We start from the raw sequence: 15,906 nt of genomic DNA on the forward strand, positions 1-15,906 counted from the left end.
AGGAGGAACAAATGGGAAACGAAATAATGATGCAAGCTTTTGAATGGTACTTGCCTGATGACGGAAATTATTATAAAAATTTGGCAAAAGAAGCAAAGAATTTAAAGGAAAAAGGTATTGATGCATTGTGGATTGCACCGATGTTTAAAGCAACGGGAACTAATGATGTTGGCTACGGAGTGTATGATTTGTACGATTTGGGAGAATTTGATCAAAAAGGATCTGTGAGTACAAAATACGGGACTGTAGAAGAATTAAAAAAATTAATTGAAGTTTTGCACGAAAATGAAATAAAAGTTTATGCAGATGTAATTCTTAATCACAAAGCGGGAGCTGATTTCTCGGAAACTTTCAAGGCATACGAAGTAGATCCTAACGACAGGACGAAAAGAATTAGTGATGCTTATGATATTGAGGGATGGACTGGGTTTGATTTCAAAGGTAGAAATGGAAAATACTCTGATTTTGTGTGGCATTTTCAACATTTCAATGGAGTTGATTTTGATAATAAACAAAATAAGAAAGCTATTTTTGAAATCGCTGGAGAGAATAAAGGATTTAGCAATAGCGTTTCCAATGAAAAAGGAAATTTCGATTATCTAATGTTCGCAGATATAGACCACAAAAATCCTGATGTACGAGATGAACTTTTTAGATGGGGAGAATGGTTTGTAAATTATCTTAATGTTGACGGTTTCAGATACGATGCGCTCAAACACATTGACGATCAATTCATAATTGATTTTACAAAACATATACAAAATGTTGTGAATCGCGATTTTTATTTTTTCGGTGAATATTGGCTACAAGATAAGGACAATACTAATCATTATTTGTATGATACGAAATACAATTTGGATTTATTCGATGTGGCACTTCATTTTAATATGTATTCTGCATCGAAAAATGGCAATCAGTTTGATATGAGAAAAATTTTTGACAATACTTTGGTTCAAGAACATCCTACTATTGCAGTTACATTTGTGGATAATCATGATAGCGAACCTGGCCAATCATTGGAATCATTTGTTGAACCATGGTTCAAAAAGATTGCATACGGCTTGATTCTTTTAAGAAAGGACGGATATCCTTGTGTATTTTATGGTGATTATTGTAAAATAGGTGGAGAATATAATATCGAAGGACAAAAGGATATTATCGATAACTTGATGTACATCAGAAAACACTATGCTTTTGGAGATCAAACAGATTATATGGAAAGTGAAAATTTGATAGGCTGGATTAGACACGGAGATGATTTTCACAATCCAATGGCTGTTGTAATCAGTACGGGTGACATCAATACTTTGAGAATGGATGTAGGAAAGGAAAATGCAGGTAAAAAGTATACGGAAATTACTGGGACTAATTCTAATGAAATTGTAATCGATGATGATGGATTTGGAGATTTTGAAGTAGGAGCTGGAACTTTGAGCTTGTGGGTATGTAATGAGTAAATTTTATGCGGTAAAAATTGGGAGAAATCCTGGAATATACAATAGTTGGGCTGAATGCCAAGAGCAAGTAAATGGTTTTAAGGGAGCGATTTACAAATCTTTTAAAACAAAAGAAGAGGCAGATAATTTTATCAATGGAGATGATAATAAAAAAGTAGCGTCAATTGATAACTTAAGTGAAAATGAGTGTGTGGCTTATGTAGATGGTTCGTTCAAAAAAGACACGGGAGAATATAGTTTTGGTTGCGTGTTGTTTCATAATGGGAAAATCGACAAATTCAATAAAAAATATCCTCAATCAGAATATTCAACTCACAGAAATGTATCTGGAGAAGTAAGTGGGTCGGTATTTGCAATTAAAAAAGCAGTCGAACTTAAAATGAACAAAATCACGATTTTTTATGATTATCAAGGAATTGAAAGCTGGGCTAATGGAGATTGGAAAACAAACAATAATTTAACTAGAAACTACAAGAAATTTATCGACGAAATAAAATCTAAAATCGACATAAATTTCGTAAAAGTCAAAGGTCACTCCAACGACACTTATAACGATATGGCTGATGAATTGGCAAAACAAGCATTGGGGATAGGGAAATAAAAAAGTATTTAAAAAATTAAAGTAGATTATATTTTTGGCAAAAATGTAATCTACTTTTTTAATTAGAAATTTTCCCATAAAAAAAAACTCTCACGAATTCTCGTGAGAGCAAATTATTTGAATATTATCATAAGTTGTGTAATTTTTCTCTTATCAACATTAACTACGACGAATTTCAAGTTTTCAAATTCAACTTCGTCTTTTGATTTTGGCATCCTGTCCAATAGTTCAATTACAAATCCACCAATTGAATCGAATTTCTCACTTTGAAGATTGAGGTCAAATCTTTCGTTTACTTCATCAATTCTCATTTCAGGATCGACCAAATATTCGTTGTCGTTAATTTTAGTGACTTCTTTTTCGTTGTCGTATTCATCATCGATTTCTCCGACAAGTTCTTCCAAGATATCTTCCATTGTTACCAGTCCACTTGTTCCACCATATTCATCAATGATGATACTGATGGAAATATTTTTAGCTCTCATTTGTTTGAACAAATCCACCACTGGAATGTATTCGTAAGCATAAAATGCCGGTTTTAGAATGTCTCTGATTTTAAAATCGTGGTCATCCTCGATGATTTTGTGAGCCAATTCTTTAATATGAAGAACGCCTATAATATCGTCGATGTTATCTTCATAAACAGGAATTCTTGAATAAGTAATATTTTTGATTATTTCTCTCAAATCATTTTCTGCATCTTCAATATCTACTGAAGCCATGCTGGTTCTAGGTGTCATAATGTCAACGGCTAAAGTTTCCTTTAATTCCAACGCATTAATCATGATTTCAGTTTCTTGATCTTTGAGAACACCTTCTTCTTCGCTAACTTCCACCAAAGTTTTTAATTCTTCTTCGGTTAATGTAGAGCTGTCTCCATTATCTCCAATGAAAATTTTTATTACCAAACGAGTTAGTAAATTTAACACTTTTACAATTGGTTTGAAAATTATCGTTAATAAATATATAAATCTGGAAAATTTCAACGCTACAGATTTGTTTTTGTATTGGGCGATAGTTTTTGGTAAAACTTCACCGAAAATCAACACGAAAACAGTCATTACAACTGTTGATACCAAAGCTCCGTTTTGATGAAAAATATTTGTGAATAAAATTGTAGCTATAGAACTCGCAGCGATATTTACAATGTTGTTACCAATTAAAATAGTAGATATGGTAGCTTGCATATTATCGTGCAATTTCTTCAGTAAATGTGCATTTTTGTTATCCTTTTGGTCTAATTGTCGAACTTTTATTTTGCTTACAGATGTTATCGCTGTTTCACTAGATGAAAAAACAGCTGACATTGCAACCAAGAACACTAACGCAATTATTTGCGAGGTACTCGAACTGTCCATTACATCACTCTCCAATGATATCGTAACATATAAAAATATAGTTGTAAATATAATACTTTGCTAAAATTTTTCAATAAAAATTAAAATGATTTGCAAAACTAAAGAAGATTTAACAACAAACAAATCTCACAATATGGTATACTATATATGTAGATAATACAGTAAAAAAGAAACGGTGATGAAAATGGAATTAAAAGAAAAAATTAGAGTTATAGATGGATTTCCAAAAGAAGGAATTTCATTCAAAGATATTACTACATTATTAAACGACAAAGATGCATACAAATACGCAGTAGATCTTATGGTAGATGATTTAAAAGATAAAGGTATTACCGCAATAGCAGCTCCAGAAGCTAGGGGATTTTTATTTGGATCAGCTGTTGCATATGCTCTTGGAGTTAGATTTATTCCAGTAAGAAAACCTGGAAAGCTTCCTGGTGAAGTTTCAGAATATTCTTATGATTTGGAATATGGTACTGACAAGTTAGAAGTTCACAGAGATGCAATTAAAAAAGGTGACAAGGTTGCTATCGTTGACGATTTATTGGCAACAGGTGGTACTGTGAATGCAGTAGCTAAGTTAATTGAAAAAAACGGCGGCGAAATCACTGCTATGGAATTTTTGATTGAACTTACTGAACTTGGCGGAAGAGATATCAACAAAAATTATTACATCAACACTTTAGTACAATACGAATCATAAAATTATATCCACATGATAAGCATGTGGATTTTTTATTGTAAAAAAGCACAACCTTTAATCAAAGGTTGTGCTAGATTGATTATTTACTTTGCATTAATAAATTGTATTTAATATCCCATAATTTTTGTGACAAATCCACATGGAATAAATGAGGATGCTCAAATCTTTTTACTTCTTCCCATTGTTCGTTTATTTGTTCATTTTTTCTTTCGATTATTTTATCCAATTTTGGAAGGTCATAAACCAATTCTCCCTTGTCGAATATTCTAACCAACAATTCTTTAGTTGTGAAGTTGGTCAATGTTTTTCTCTTCCAAGTGTGAACAGGGTGGAAGATTTCCAATTCTTTTGATTCGTCAATTTTTTCATCGTGAAGAGTTATCAAATCCGCCTCTGCTTTGCCGCTATTTTTGTCGTAAATTCTGTAAACTGTCTTAAAGGCAGGAGTTGTAATTTTTTCGATATTTTCACTAATTTTAATTTTTGGAATGATTTCTCCATTAGGTTTTTCAACTGCGCATAATTTGTACACGCCACCTAAAACTGGATCTGATTTTGCGGTGATTAATCTTTCTCCAACGCCAAATCCATCTAGTTTTGCTCCTTGTTCAATTAAATCAGAAATTGTATATTCATCTAATGAATTACTTGCCATGATTTTGCAATTTTCATATCCTGCAGCATCCAACATTTTACGGGCTTGTTTTGATAAATAAGCAAGGTCTCCACTGTCAATTCTAATTGACATATTTTTAATTCCACGAGGTTTCAAAACTTCATCGAAAACCTTGATCGCATTTGGCACACCTGATTTTAAAACATTGTAAGTATCCACTAAAAGTGAACAAGAATTAGGGAATGTTTCGGCGTATTTTTTGAATGCTTCGTATTCTGAATCAAACATCATAATCCATGAGTGAGCCATTGTTCCAAAAGCAGGTACATCGTAAGTGATGTCTGTCAAAGTATTGCTTGTAGCAGTAGCACCACCTATGAAAGCTGCTCTTGCACCTAGAACTGTAGCATCCACACCTTGTGCACGTCTTGCACCAAATTCCATCACAACTCTTCCTTCAGCTGCATGAACTATTCTATTCGTTTTAGTTGCAATCAATGATTGATGATTGATTGATAAAAGTGCAAAAGTTTCTATTAATTGCGCTTGTGGAGCAGGACCACGAACTATCATTAATGGTTCGTTAGGAAATGCAACTGAACCTTCAGGCATTGCCCACACATCGCATTCAAATTTGAAATTTCTAAGATAATCTAAGAATTTTTCGCTGAACATATTTTTGCTCTTGAAATATTCGATATCTTTTTCGTCAAATTTTAAATTTTGAATATATTTTACTACTTCTTCTAATCCTGCAACGATAACAAAACCTCCGTTGTCTGGAATCCTTCTAAAATACAAATCAAAATAAGCATATTCATTTTCCATATTATTTTCCAAATATCCATTCATCATTGTAAATTCGTAAAAATCAGATAACATGCTTAAATTTTCATAATTTTTCCAATCCATAATCTGCCTCCATATTTCATTACGATAATTATAATCCAAATTTTAATCTTTGACAAAAAGTTTTAAATATTATATAATAACCATACCACCGGTAGGGGGGTAGAAAGGAGAAAAAATGGAAGAAATAAAATTAAAAATACAAGGCATGAGCTGTGAATCATGTGCGGCTAGAATAGAAAAAGTTTTAAGTAAATACGAATATATCGACACAGTTAATGTGAACTTGCTTCAAGAATATGCATATTTGAAATTAAAAGAAGGATACGATATAGAAACTATCGTAGACAAAATAAAAAAAGCAGGATATGAAGTTCCTATGAAGACATCGAAGTTTGATATCGAGGGAATGAGTTGTCAGTCATGTGCATCTAGAATTGAAAAAGTTTTGAACAAAAATAATTTCAAAGATGTTAACGTGAATTTGTTGCAAAACTCACTTACGGTTAGTTTTTATGAAGGATACAAGACCAATTCTGATGTAAAAAGATTAGTCGACAAAGCAGGATTTTCTGCAGAAATAAAAACAGACAATAAAATAGCTAACGAAAAAAATATAACTGAATACGAAAAATTGAAACGAGATTTTATAATTTCAGCGATTTTTTCAATTCCATTGTTTTCAGCGATGTTTTTTCACATGGCAGGAGTTCACACGATTTTAAGTAACGGATATTTTCAATGGGCGTTGGCAACTGTTGTTCAATTCTACATTGGAAGAAGATATTATGTGAATGCGTACAAATCATTAAGAGGTGGAGGAGCTAACATGGATGTTCTCATTGCTTTGGGAACAAGTGCGGCTTATTTCTATTCGATTTATCACGTATTAATAGGATCTGACCAATTGTATTTTGAATCATCAGCTGTTGTTATTACATTGATTTTACTTGGCAAACTTTTCGAAAAAAGAGCGAAGACTAGAACTACTGATGCTATAAGTAAATTAATGGGACTCCAAGCGAAAAAAGCTAACGTAATAAAAAATGGGCAAACTATTGAAACTGATATTGAAGATGTAATGGTTGGAGATAAAATTCTCGTAAAACCAGGAGAAAAAATTGCCGTCGATGGAATAATAGTAGAGGGGAGTTCTTCAGTTGATGAATCAATGATTACTGGAGAATCGATGCCTGTAAAAAAACAAGTTGGAGATGAATGTATTGGCTCTACGATTAATAAAAATGGATCATTTGTATTTGAAGCGAAAAAAATTGGCGAAGATACAGTTCTTAGTCAAATCGTAAAATTAGTCGAAGATGCACAATCCAACAAAGCGCCAATTCAGAGATTAGCAGACAAGATTTCATCTGTTTTTGTACCCATTGTTATTGCAATCGCTGCTTTAACATTTGTCATCACTTATTTTGTGACAAAACAATTTGATAGAGCGTTACTAAATTCAGTTTCAGTTCTTGTAATAGCGTGCCCTTGTTCATTGGGACTTGCGACTCCTACAGCTATTATGGTAGGAAGTGGCAAAGGCGCAGAGCTTGGAATTTTAATAAAAAGTGCAGAAGTTTTGGAAACTGCAAACAAAATCGATGCAGTTATCTTGGATAAAACAGGAACAATAACAAATGGTAAGCCAGAAGTTGTAGATTACAAATCAGAAGATGCGGATTTCTTAAAAGTTGTTTCATCAATTGAAAAAAGCTCGGAACATCCACTAGCAGATGCAGTAGTTAAGGAATACGAAAAAAATAGTTCAGATTTTTATAAGGTAGAAGATTTCCATTCAATAACTGGAAAAGGACTTTCAGCAAGAATAAACGATGATGAATATTTCATAGGCAATGAAAAATTGATGAAGGAAAATAATATTGATGTCAATGTAGATATTCAAAAATATCAATCTCAAGGAAATACAGTTGTACTTGTTGGAAAAAACGACAAATTTTATGGGTATATTTTGATTGCAGATAAAATAAAAGAATCTTCACCAAAAGCCGTTGCAAAATTAAAAGACGATAATATCGATGTATATATGATAACTGGTGACAGCGAAAATACTGCAAAACATATCGCAGAAAAAGCAAACATCGACCATGTTATTGCAGAATGTTTGCCAAAAGACAAATCAGATAAATTGTTGGATTTGAAAAATCAAGGCAAAAAAGTTGGAATGGTTGGAGATGGGATAAACGATGCACCAGCGTTAGCGGCAAGTGATGTCGGATTTTCGATAGGAACTGGTACTGATGTTGCGATTGAGGCGAGTGACATCACAATTATAAATGGAGATTTGAATAAAGTTCATACTGCGATTAGATTAAGTCACAGAGTAATAAAAACGATAAAACAAAATTTATTCTGGGCGTTTTTCTACAATGTTATCGGAATTCCGATTGCTGCATTTGGATTTTTGAATCCAATGATAGCAGGGGCTGCGATGGCGTTCAGTTCGGTAACTGTAGTTACAAATTCGTTGAGAATTAAAAATTTTAAGGAGGAAAAATAATGAAAAAAGAATTTGAAGTATTGGATATGGTGTGCAATCATTGCGTAGAATCAGTGACGAAAGCTTGTAAATCTGTCGATGGAGTTACAGATGTAAATGTAATTTTGGAAGAAAAGAAAGCTGTAGTAGAAGGAGATTTCAACGAAGCAGATATCATCAAAGCAATCGATGAAATTGGTTTTGAGGCTACTTTGAAATAATGACAGAACACAAACAAAAAGCTCTCAAGAAAATCAAAACGGTTCGTGGACAACTCGATGCAATCGTAAATATGATTGAAGAGGACAGGTATTGCGTAGATATTTCCACTCAGATTTTAAGTTGCATTGGTCAATTGAAAAAAGCTAACATTGATATTTTGAATGGACACTTGAGAACATGCGTCAAACATGCAATCGAAAATGATAATGCAGACGAAAAAATCGAAGAGGTAATCAACATTATCGACAAATATATCAAATAGAAGAAAACTTCCTCACATCAAATGAAAATTTGCAGGGGAAGTTTTTTATTATTTATTAATGATTAGTATCGTTTGCAAAAATGTAAATTGGGTATATATAGAATAAGAAAATAAGAAATTATTTCTTAATTCATAAACAGGAGGAATTTTATGAAACTTAATTATGTAACAAAAGATATCAAATTGACTGATGACTTGAAACAAATGGCAGAATCTAAATTACACAAATTAGATAAATATTTCCATGATGAACAACAAGCTCGTGTAGTATTCAAAAAAGAAAAAGACAAAGCGAGAGTTGAAGTCACTATGATTTTAGATAAAGGAGTTGTTTTAAGAGCAGAGGAATCCAACGAAGATATTAAAACAGCTATCGATAAAGTTGAAGATGCACTAGCAAGACAAGTAAGAAAACACAAAACAAAATTGCAAAAGAGATTTACAGAAAGTAACTCTATAAGATTTGAAGCTGTAGAAGAAAATAGCGCAAAAGAAATTCCAACAGGTTCAATAGTAAAGACAAAAGAATTTGGAATCAAACCAATGGACAAGGAAGAAGCTATAATGCAAATGGAATTAATCGATCATGATTTTTTCGTATTCTTGGATTCAAAAACAAACAATGTAAATGTTGTTTATAAGAGAAATGATGGCAACTACGGATTGTTAGTTCCAGGATTTGAAAAATAGCAAAAATGTTCAAATTGATGATATAATAAGAGAGAAATAAGATTTCTCTCTTATTTGATTTGAGAGAATATGAAAATAGAATTAAGTGAAAAATTAAAAGCGTATTGCAATCAAAAATCCAAGCACAAAATTTTGTTGTATATGGGACAAAGTCCATGTTGTACAATTGCAGAAGCTAAATACTACGCAAAATTTATTTCAAAATCACCACATTTGAAAGAGATGAATATTGATGGGATTAGCGTGTATTATGAAGCTTACATTGAAAAATACTTGGATGATTGCCAGCTAGATTTGGTAAAATTTTTGAATATGATTATAGTAAATTATTAGGAGGTTATTATGTCAACACCACATATCGAAGCGAAAAAAGGAGATATCGCAAAAACAGTTTTATTGCCAGGAGATCCATTGAGAGCGAAATTTATCGCAGATAATTTCTTAGAAGATGTAAAACAATTCAACGCGGTTAGAAATATGTTTGGATATACTGGAAAATACAAAGGCAAAGAAATTTCTGTTATGGGAACTGGAATGGGAATACCATCTATAGGAATTTATTCTTATGAACTTATCAACGAATACGGAGTTGAAAATCTTATCAGAATCGGTTCAGCAGGAGCTTACAGCAAAGATTTGGATTTGTATGATGTTGTAATAGCAATGGGAAGTTGTTCAGATTCAAATTTTGCTCACCAATTCGATTTGGAAGGAACTTTTTCAGCGATTTGCGATTATGATTTGTTGAGAAAAGCAGTAAATGTTGCAGAATCAAAAAATATAGATGTTCACGTTGGAAATGTGTTCTCTGCAGATATTTTCTACAATCAAAAATCAGAAGAATGGAAAAAATGGGAAAAAATGGGCGTATTAGCAGTTGAAATGGAAAGCTACGGATTGTATTTGACAGCAAAGGCAAACAATGCAAGAGCTTTGACTATTTTGACAATTTCTGACTCATTCCATTCAGACAAGCAAACTACTCCAGAAGAAAGACAAACATCATTTACAAAAATGATGGAAATCGCATTAGAATTAGGTGAATAATATGGAATTAAATAAATATATCGATCATACTTTATTAAAAGCTGATGCAACATCAGCTGACATCAAAAAAATCTGTGATGAAGCAATAAAATACGATTTTAAAAGCGTGTGCGTAAATTCTTGCTACACATCTTTGGTTAAAAAATCTTTGGAAAATTCAAGCGCTTTGGTGTGCACTGTTGTGGGATTTCCACTTGGAGCAATGAGCACAAAATCTAAAGCTTTTGAAGCAAAGACAGCAATCGAAGATGGAGCAGATGAAATCGACATGGTTATCAATATCGGCAAATTAAAAGAAAAAGATTATGATTATGTTGAAAAAGACATCCAAGCAGTAAGAGATGCTACAAAGGGGAAAGTTTTGAAAGTAATCATCGAAACTTGCTTGTTAACTGATGAAGAAAAGAAAAAAGCTTGCGAAATTTCCGTAAAATGTGGCGCTGATTTCGTGAAGACTTCTACAGGTTTTTCAACAGGTGGAGCAAAAGTAGAAGATGTAAAACTTATGAAAGATACTGTCGCAGACAAAGCAATGGTAAAAGCAAGTGGTGGAATTCATTCCAGAGAAGAAGCATTAGCAATGATAGAAAATGGTGCAGATAGAATCGGAGCATCAAGCGGTATTAAAATAGTAGAAGGATAATTGTAAAGATGCTAAATTTAGCATCTTTTCATTAATTTAAGGAGTAATATGTATTATAGAGATCAACATTGTCACACAGAATTTTCATTTGATAGTAAAGAAAAATTCGAAAATTATTTGAAACTTGTAAAAGGCGACATCGTCACAACGGAACACTTGGATTATGGATTTACCTATAACGATGGTAGAGTTGAGGATGTGGATATAGATTACGATAAATATGTAAAAGTAATTGCAGAGCACAACGAAAAAAGTTCACAAAAAATTTTAAAAGGAATAGAAATAGGTTACACTGCCCCAAATTTGGATAAAATAATAAAAAAAGTGAGCAGTAGAGATTACGATATTCAACTTCTATCGGTTCATCAATACGATGGCAAAGATTTTATGAATCCGAAACCAGAAGATTATTCTCAAAGGGAGTTTCTTGTAAAATATTACGAAAAAATGGTAGAAGCAATGAAAAATTTCAAAGATTTCGATGTTCTAACTCACATTGATTACGCTTTAAGGCTTAACAGATTGGATCCCAAAAACATGGATATTGTGGATGAATATTTGACGAAAGTTTTTGCAGAACTCATTAATGATGAAAAAGCGTTGGAGCTTAACACGAGAAGTGTATACCAATACAATAACCTCGACTATTACACATTTGCGATTAAAAAATACATTAAAATGAAAGGCAAATTATTCTCAGTTGGTAGTGATGCTCATTTTGAAAGTTATTACAGATATCACTTTGATGATGCATTTAAGCTATTAAAAAGCGTAGATGCAAAGTATTTGGCGATGTTTGAAAATAGAAAAATGACTACAATAAAATTGGAGGACATGTAATGAAAGTTTTGATTACAAATAGAATTCCAAACGAAATTATAAAAAAATACAAAAAAAATTTTGAAGTAGACTACAATGATAGTTTGGAATTTTTGTCAAAAGAAGAATTGAAAACTAGAATAAAAGATTCAGAAGCATTGGTGTGTCCTTTGAGCGAAAAAATCGATTCAGAAATTATTGATGCGGCGAATAATTTGAAAATAATCGCAAATTACGGAGCTGGATTTGATAATGTGGATATTAATTACGCAAAAGAAAAAGGAATAATTGTCACAAATGCGCCCGCATCTGCATCTACAAAATCAACTGCAGAATTAACTTTTGGTTTAATTATAGATTTGCTTAGAAATATCACGAAGATGAATTCTGATTGTTATGATGACTCTTTTGAAGGGTGGAAACCTGTGTATGGTTTGGGAGAAACTTTGCAAGGAAAGACTTTGGGAATAATTGGACTCGGAAGAATTGGAACTGAAGTTATGAGAAAAGCAAAAGCATTTGACATGGATGTTATTTTCTACAATCGCAGCAAAAAAGAAGTTGAAGGGGCAAAGCAAGTAGATTTAGATTTTCTTTTAGAAAATAGTGACATTATAACTTTACACACTGCTTATAGCGACGAATTACATCATTTAATAGATGCAAAAGCATTATCAAAAATGAAAAAAACCGCTTTTTTAATCAACGCATCTCGTGGCAAAGTTATTAGCGAAGAAGATTTGATAGATGCATTAAACGATGGTGAAATTTCTGGTTGTGCGTTGGATGTGTACGAATTTGAACCAAAAATTTCAGATGAATTGAGAAATGCCAAGAATATTTTGTTGGCACCTCATTTGGGAAATGCGACTAAACTTGCACGCGTTCAAATGGGAGAGTTTACTTTTGACAATATTATGCAATTTAAAAACGGAGAAATCCCTAAAAATAAAGTAAATTAGTTTAATATCGCGTTTAATTATGGTATACTAATTGAGTAAAAAAATGAAAAGGGGAATTTATGACTGATGATATAAAAGCATTGTTCCAATCAAAAGGATTTTTTGTGTTTTTATCATTGATGTTTAAATTGTTTTTGGATTTGAGCTATTCATATGCAATAAGTCCGTTGTTTTCATACATGGGCCTTGTGAACAATTTAAATATTTACAAACTGATAGAATCATATGCTTTGGTTGTGATAATGTGTTATACGATAAGGCATAAAGTAGAGAGAGTCAGCGATTTTTATCTGATGCTATTTTATGTTTTGATAATCATACCGTGTTTAAATATATATCCTTACAAGGATTTCTCCAGATTATATATGTATATGCTAATAGCATCATTTTATACTATGCAAATTTTCGCCAATTCACCAAAATTAAGATTATCTTTTTCGGATAAAAAAATCAACGAAAGTTTCATAGTTTATGCTTTTGCTCTGGTGGGAATATTAATGTTTGCTTGGATAATATTGAGAGGCGGACTTAAATATTTGAATTTCGATTTTAGAAAAGTTTACGACACTAGAAGAGAAATCGCGGAAGTAATCTTTCCTGGTCCGTTTGCATATTTTATGAACTGGTATGGTAAAATTATCAACCCAACTTTGTTGGTGTTCTGCCTTTGGGATAGAAAAAAATTAGGAACCGTAATTACATTGATTTGCCAAGTATTTTTCTTCGGATTTACTTCACACAAATCGATGCTGTTTTATCCGGTTTTGGTAATTTTCATCGCTATCGTAAAAGGAAATAAATACACTGGAAATTTAATGACTATGGGACTAGCTGGTCTTACATTTTTGTGTTTGGCATTTTATTTAATAACAGATAATTGGCAACCTATAAGTGTAATCGTAAGGCGTGTTTTCATGGTAACTGCAGATAATCATTTCAGATATTATGATGCATTCAAAAATATTGATTTCGTGTATTTGACAGACAAATCTTGGGTATTTGGTGGAAAATTGTATCCATATAATTATCCAATCCAGGCGTTGATTTCGATGATTTATTACGGTCATCCAAACACATGGGTTAATACAGGATTTATCGCAAATGGATACGCTAACTTTGGTTTTTACGGAATGTTAATTTATTCTGCAATTACTGGTTGGTTAATTGGAATTATGGACGAAATCTCATACAAAAAAATGCCTTTATGGGTAGCTATAGCGATAACTATTGTGCCTGTGTTCAATCTTATTAGTGTGGATTTACTTACAGGACTTCTATATCACGGATTGATTATGAGCATATTTTTAATGTGGTTATTGAGTAAAAGAGATAAAAAAGTTAAGGAGATATAAACTTGGAAGAATTAAATTTAAAAGAAGCGTGGCAAGCAGTAATCAGGAAATTGCCACACATTATAATAATAATGCTTGTATGTGCATTATTAGCGAATGTTTTTAATAATGTTTTGGGAGAGGACTCTTATTCATCAAAGGTTTCAATAATGGTGGGAAGTCCAGAAGATTTTGAAAAAGAAGGAGCTGTTGTTTCCAAAGTAGATGCAATGATCAATCAACAATTGGTTTCTAATGTAGAACAATTACTTAAATCAAATGCTGTATTAGATACTGTAGCAGAAAAAGTTGGAAATGGAGTTAGCTCTTCTGATTTGAAAAAAGATTTGAAAGTAAAAAGCGTTCCATCTACATCAATCATTGAAATGGAATATTCAAGTGAAAGAGAAGATGTAACTAACAAAGTATTGGATGAATCATTGAAAGCTATTACAGAATTGACTAAAAAGACAATGAAAAAAGATAACATTCAAGTGGTTGATGCACCAAATGCTAAGAAAAAAATGAAACAACTTGTAAATAAAATTGACACTGCCATTGGATTATTCTTGGGAATGTTGATTGGTTTAGCTTATGCATTTGCTTCATATTACAAAGACCCTAACATTTTCAGCAAGGAACAATTGCAAAACAAATTGGGAATTGAAACAGTTAGTGTACTTTCAAATGATTATGACGAAAATTCAAGTAGCGCTTTGAGCTTGTTGAATAGAAGAATTGATAAATTTGATAATATTGGAGTATTCAGCTTTAATCAAAATACTGCCAATTTAGCAAAAGCTTACAATTCAAATTTTGACAAGAAAATTACAGCTGTAAGCCCGATTTCAGAAAAGGTTGATCTTACAGATTTGACAACAGATATCAAAAATGCAATTGTACTTTACAAAAACGGCGATTCAAGATTGGGAGAAATCAAGAACACATTGGAAGCTATAAAATCATTGGGTATTAATCCAATTGCAGCAGTTGAAATATCCAAGTACAATTCAGACGACAAAAAATATTTACCATATGCTTAAAACCAAACGCATTAGAATGAAAATTCTGGTGCGTTTTTTAGTGTACAAAAAAAATTATTGGGTATAAAAATAATGGTGATTAAATGATAAATTCAAAACTTTTTAAAAATTTTACAGAAGAAGAATTTGAACAATTTCTTATTGAATCAAATTCGATAATAAACAAATACAATAAAAATTCGTTCGTTTTTTCTCTGGGAGATATTTGCGATAAAATCTACGTTTTGAAAAGCGGAAAGCTCAGTCTTGAAAAGACGGATATTAATGGGAAGAACACTGTAGTCAATATTTTCAAAAATCATGGCGAAGTGATGGCAGAGGTATATTCGTATTTGAATAAAATCAGTGATTTTACGTTAGTGTGTAACACTGATTGTGAAATTCTCGAAATTCCTGTGAGATTTTTCGATATTTCTAAAAGTTCAACTCCAATTAAAAATAAAATTATGACCAATCTTATAACAATTCTTGCGGAGAAGGCTTTTTTCTTAAATAGCAAGGTGAGAATGTTGTCTAGTTTTTCATTGAGACAAAAAATCGCAACTTTTTTAATCCAAACAGAAAAAGAAAACGTATCAAACACTGGCATGACAAGGCAACAAATGGCAGATTTTCTGGCTACTACAAGGCCTTCTTTATCCAGAGAATTACTAAGCATGGAAGATAGTGGTCTTATCGAATTGAATGGATCTGAAATTAAGATTAAAAACAGAGAAGAATTGGAGAATTTATTGTAATAAACAAATGTAACTTATGTTACAGAAACCTACACTTCTGATTAATTATAATTAAACCATAAAGTA

At 32.0% G+C, this 15,906-nt stretch carries 17 protein-coding genes; 15 read left to right on the forward strand and 2 right to left on the reverse strand.

Annotated elements, in window-relative coordinates; genetic code table 11:
• Window positions 1-11 precede the first annotated feature (11 nt).
• Together FMG_RS02095 and FMG_RS02100 are read left to right on the forward strand one after the other, a co-directional pair.
• A complete protein-coding gene (locus FMG_RS02095) occupies window positions 12-1,457 on the forward strand; it encodes an alpha-amylase (protein ID WP_012290376.1) in 1,446 nt (481 codons plus the stop codon).
• The gene (locus FMG_RS02100; protein WP_002841207.1) at window positions 1,450-2,058 is read left to right on the forward strand and encodes a viroplasmin family protein; all 609 of its coding nucleotides are present in this window, start codon (window positions 1,450-1,452) and stop codon (window positions 2,056-2,058) included. The genes FMG_RS02095 and FMG_RS02100 overlap by 8 nt, the downstream gene beginning before the upstream one ends.
• 113 nt (window positions 2,059-2,171) lie before the next feature.
• Here the strand turns inward: FMG_RS02100 and FMG_RS02105 are convergent, their stop codons facing one another.
• Window positions 2,172-3,416 (reverse strand): hemolysin family protein, encoded by a 1,245-nt coding sequence (locus FMG_RS02105; protein WP_002840601.1) that lies wholly within the window; start codon window positions 3,414-3,416, stop codon window positions 2,172-2,174.
• 184 nt (window positions 3,417-3,600) lie between these two features.
• On the opposite strand from FMG_RS02105, the gene FMG_RS02110 reads away from it, so the two are divergent.
• Window positions 3,601-4,119 (forward strand): adenine phosphoribosyltransferase, encoded by a 519-nt coding sequence (locus FMG_RS02110; protein WP_012290377.1) that lies wholly within the window; start codon window positions 3,601-3,603, stop codon window positions 4,117-4,119.
• A gap of 79 nt (window positions 4,120-4,198) precedes the next feature.
• Here FMG_RS02110 and FMG_RS02115 read toward each other — a convergent pair whose 3' ends face one another.
• Window positions 4,199-5,647, reverse strand: a complete 1,449-nt coding sequence (locus FMG_RS02115) for a nicotinate phosphoribosyltransferase (protein ID WP_002838859.1) — start codon at window positions 5,645-5,647, stop codon at window positions 4,199-4,201.
• Between the two features lie 115 nt (window positions 5,648-5,762).
• On the opposite strand from FMG_RS02115, the gene FMG_RS02120 reads away from it, so the two are divergent.
• The 12 genes from FMG_RS02120 to FMG_RS02175 all read left to right on the forward strand — a co-directional run bounded on the left by FMG_RS02120 (window position 5,763) and on the right by FMG_RS02175 (window position 15,840).
• The gene (locus FMG_RS02120; protein ID WP_012290378.1) at window positions 5,763-8,105 is read left to right on the forward strand and encodes a heavy metal translocating P-type ATPase; all 2,343 of its coding nucleotides are present in this window, start codon (window positions 5,763-5,765) and stop codon (window positions 8,103-8,105) included.
• Window positions 8,105-8,305 carry a heavy-metal-associated domain-containing protein gene (locus tag FMG_RS02125; RefSeq protein ID WP_012290379.1) on the forward strand — a complete coding sequence of 67 codons (201 nt, stop codon included), beginning with the start codon at window positions 8,105-8,107 and terminating at the stop codon, window positions 8,303-8,305. Before FMG_RS02120 ends, FMG_RS02125 begins: the two co-directional genes overlap by 1 nt.
• The gene (locus FMG_RS02130) at window positions 8,305-8,568 is read left to right on the forward strand and encodes a metal-sensing transcriptional repressor (RefSeq protein WP_012290380.1); all 264 of its coding nucleotides are present in this window, start codon (window positions 8,305-8,307) and stop codon (window positions 8,566-8,568) included. The genes FMG_RS02125 and FMG_RS02130 overlap by 1 nt, the downstream gene beginning before the upstream one ends.
• A gap of 150 nt (window positions 8,569-8,718) precedes the next feature.
• The gene (hpf, locus tag FMG_RS02135; RefSeq protein WP_012290381.1) at window positions 8,719-9,258 is read left to right on the forward strand and encodes a ribosome hibernation-promoting factor, HPF/YfiA family; all 540 of its coding nucleotides are present in this window, start codon (window positions 8,719-8,721) and stop codon (window positions 9,256-9,258) included.
• 69 nt (window positions 9,259-9,327) lie between these two features.
• Window positions 9,328-9,591 (forward strand): hypothetical protein, encoded by a 264-nt coding sequence (locus tag FMG_RS02140; protein WP_012290382.1) that lies wholly within the window; start codon window positions 9,328-9,330, stop codon window positions 9,589-9,591.
• Between the two features lie 9 nt (window positions 9,592-9,600).
• Window positions 9,601-10,305: a purine-nucleoside phosphorylase gene (deoD, locus tag FMG_RS02145; RefSeq protein ID WP_012290383.1), complete on the forward strand. Its 705-nt coding sequence runs from the start codon at window positions 9,601-9,603 to the stop codon at window positions 10,303-10,305.
• Between the two features lies 1 nt (window position 10,306).
• Window positions 10,307-10,948 carry a deoxyribose-phosphate aldolase gene (gene deoC, locus FMG_RS02150; RefSeq protein ID WP_012290384.1) on the forward strand — a complete coding sequence of 214 codons (642 nt, stop codon included), beginning with the start codon at window positions 10,307-10,309 and terminating at the stop codon, window positions 10,946-10,948.
• A 48-nt stretch (window positions 10,949-10,996) separates the two neighbouring features.
• Window positions 10,997-11,788: a PHP domain-containing protein gene (locus FMG_RS02155; protein ID WP_002838788.1), complete on the forward strand. Its 792-nt coding sequence runs from the start codon at window positions 10,997-10,999 to the stop codon at window positions 11,786-11,788.
• On the forward strand, window positions 11,788-12,729 hold the full coding sequence (locus tag FMG_RS02160) for a 2-hydroxyacid dehydrogenase family protein (protein WP_012290385.1): 942 nt from the start codon (window positions 11,788-11,790) through the stop codon (window positions 12,727-12,729). Before FMG_RS02155 ends, FMG_RS02160 begins: the two co-directional genes overlap by 1 nt.
• 59 nt (window positions 12,730-12,788) lie before the next feature.
• Window positions 12,789-14,081, forward strand: a complete 1,293-nt coding sequence (locus tag FMG_RS02165; RefSeq protein ID WP_002841428.1) for a hypothetical protein — start codon at window positions 12,789-12,791, stop codon at window positions 14,079-14,081.
• 2 nt (window positions 14,082-14,083) lie between these two features.
• A complete protein-coding gene (locus tag FMG_RS02170; RefSeq protein WP_002838803.1) occupies window positions 14,084-15,103 on the forward strand; it encodes a YveK family protein in 1,020 nt (339 codons plus the stop codon).
• A gap of 83 nt (window positions 15,104-15,186) precedes the next feature.
• On the forward strand, window positions 15,187-15,840 hold the full coding sequence (locus FMG_RS02175) for a Crp/Fnr family transcriptional regulator (RefSeq protein WP_012290386.1): 654 nt from the start codon (window positions 15,187-15,189) through the stop codon (window positions 15,838-15,840).
• Window positions 15,841-15,906: the final 66 nt, after the last annotated feature.

Source organism: Finegoldia magna ATCC 29328, from assembly GCF_000010185.1.
In the GTDB taxonomy this organism is placed as follows: Bacteria; Bacillota; Clostridia; order Tissierellales; family Peptoniphilaceae; genus Finegoldia; species Finegoldia magna_H.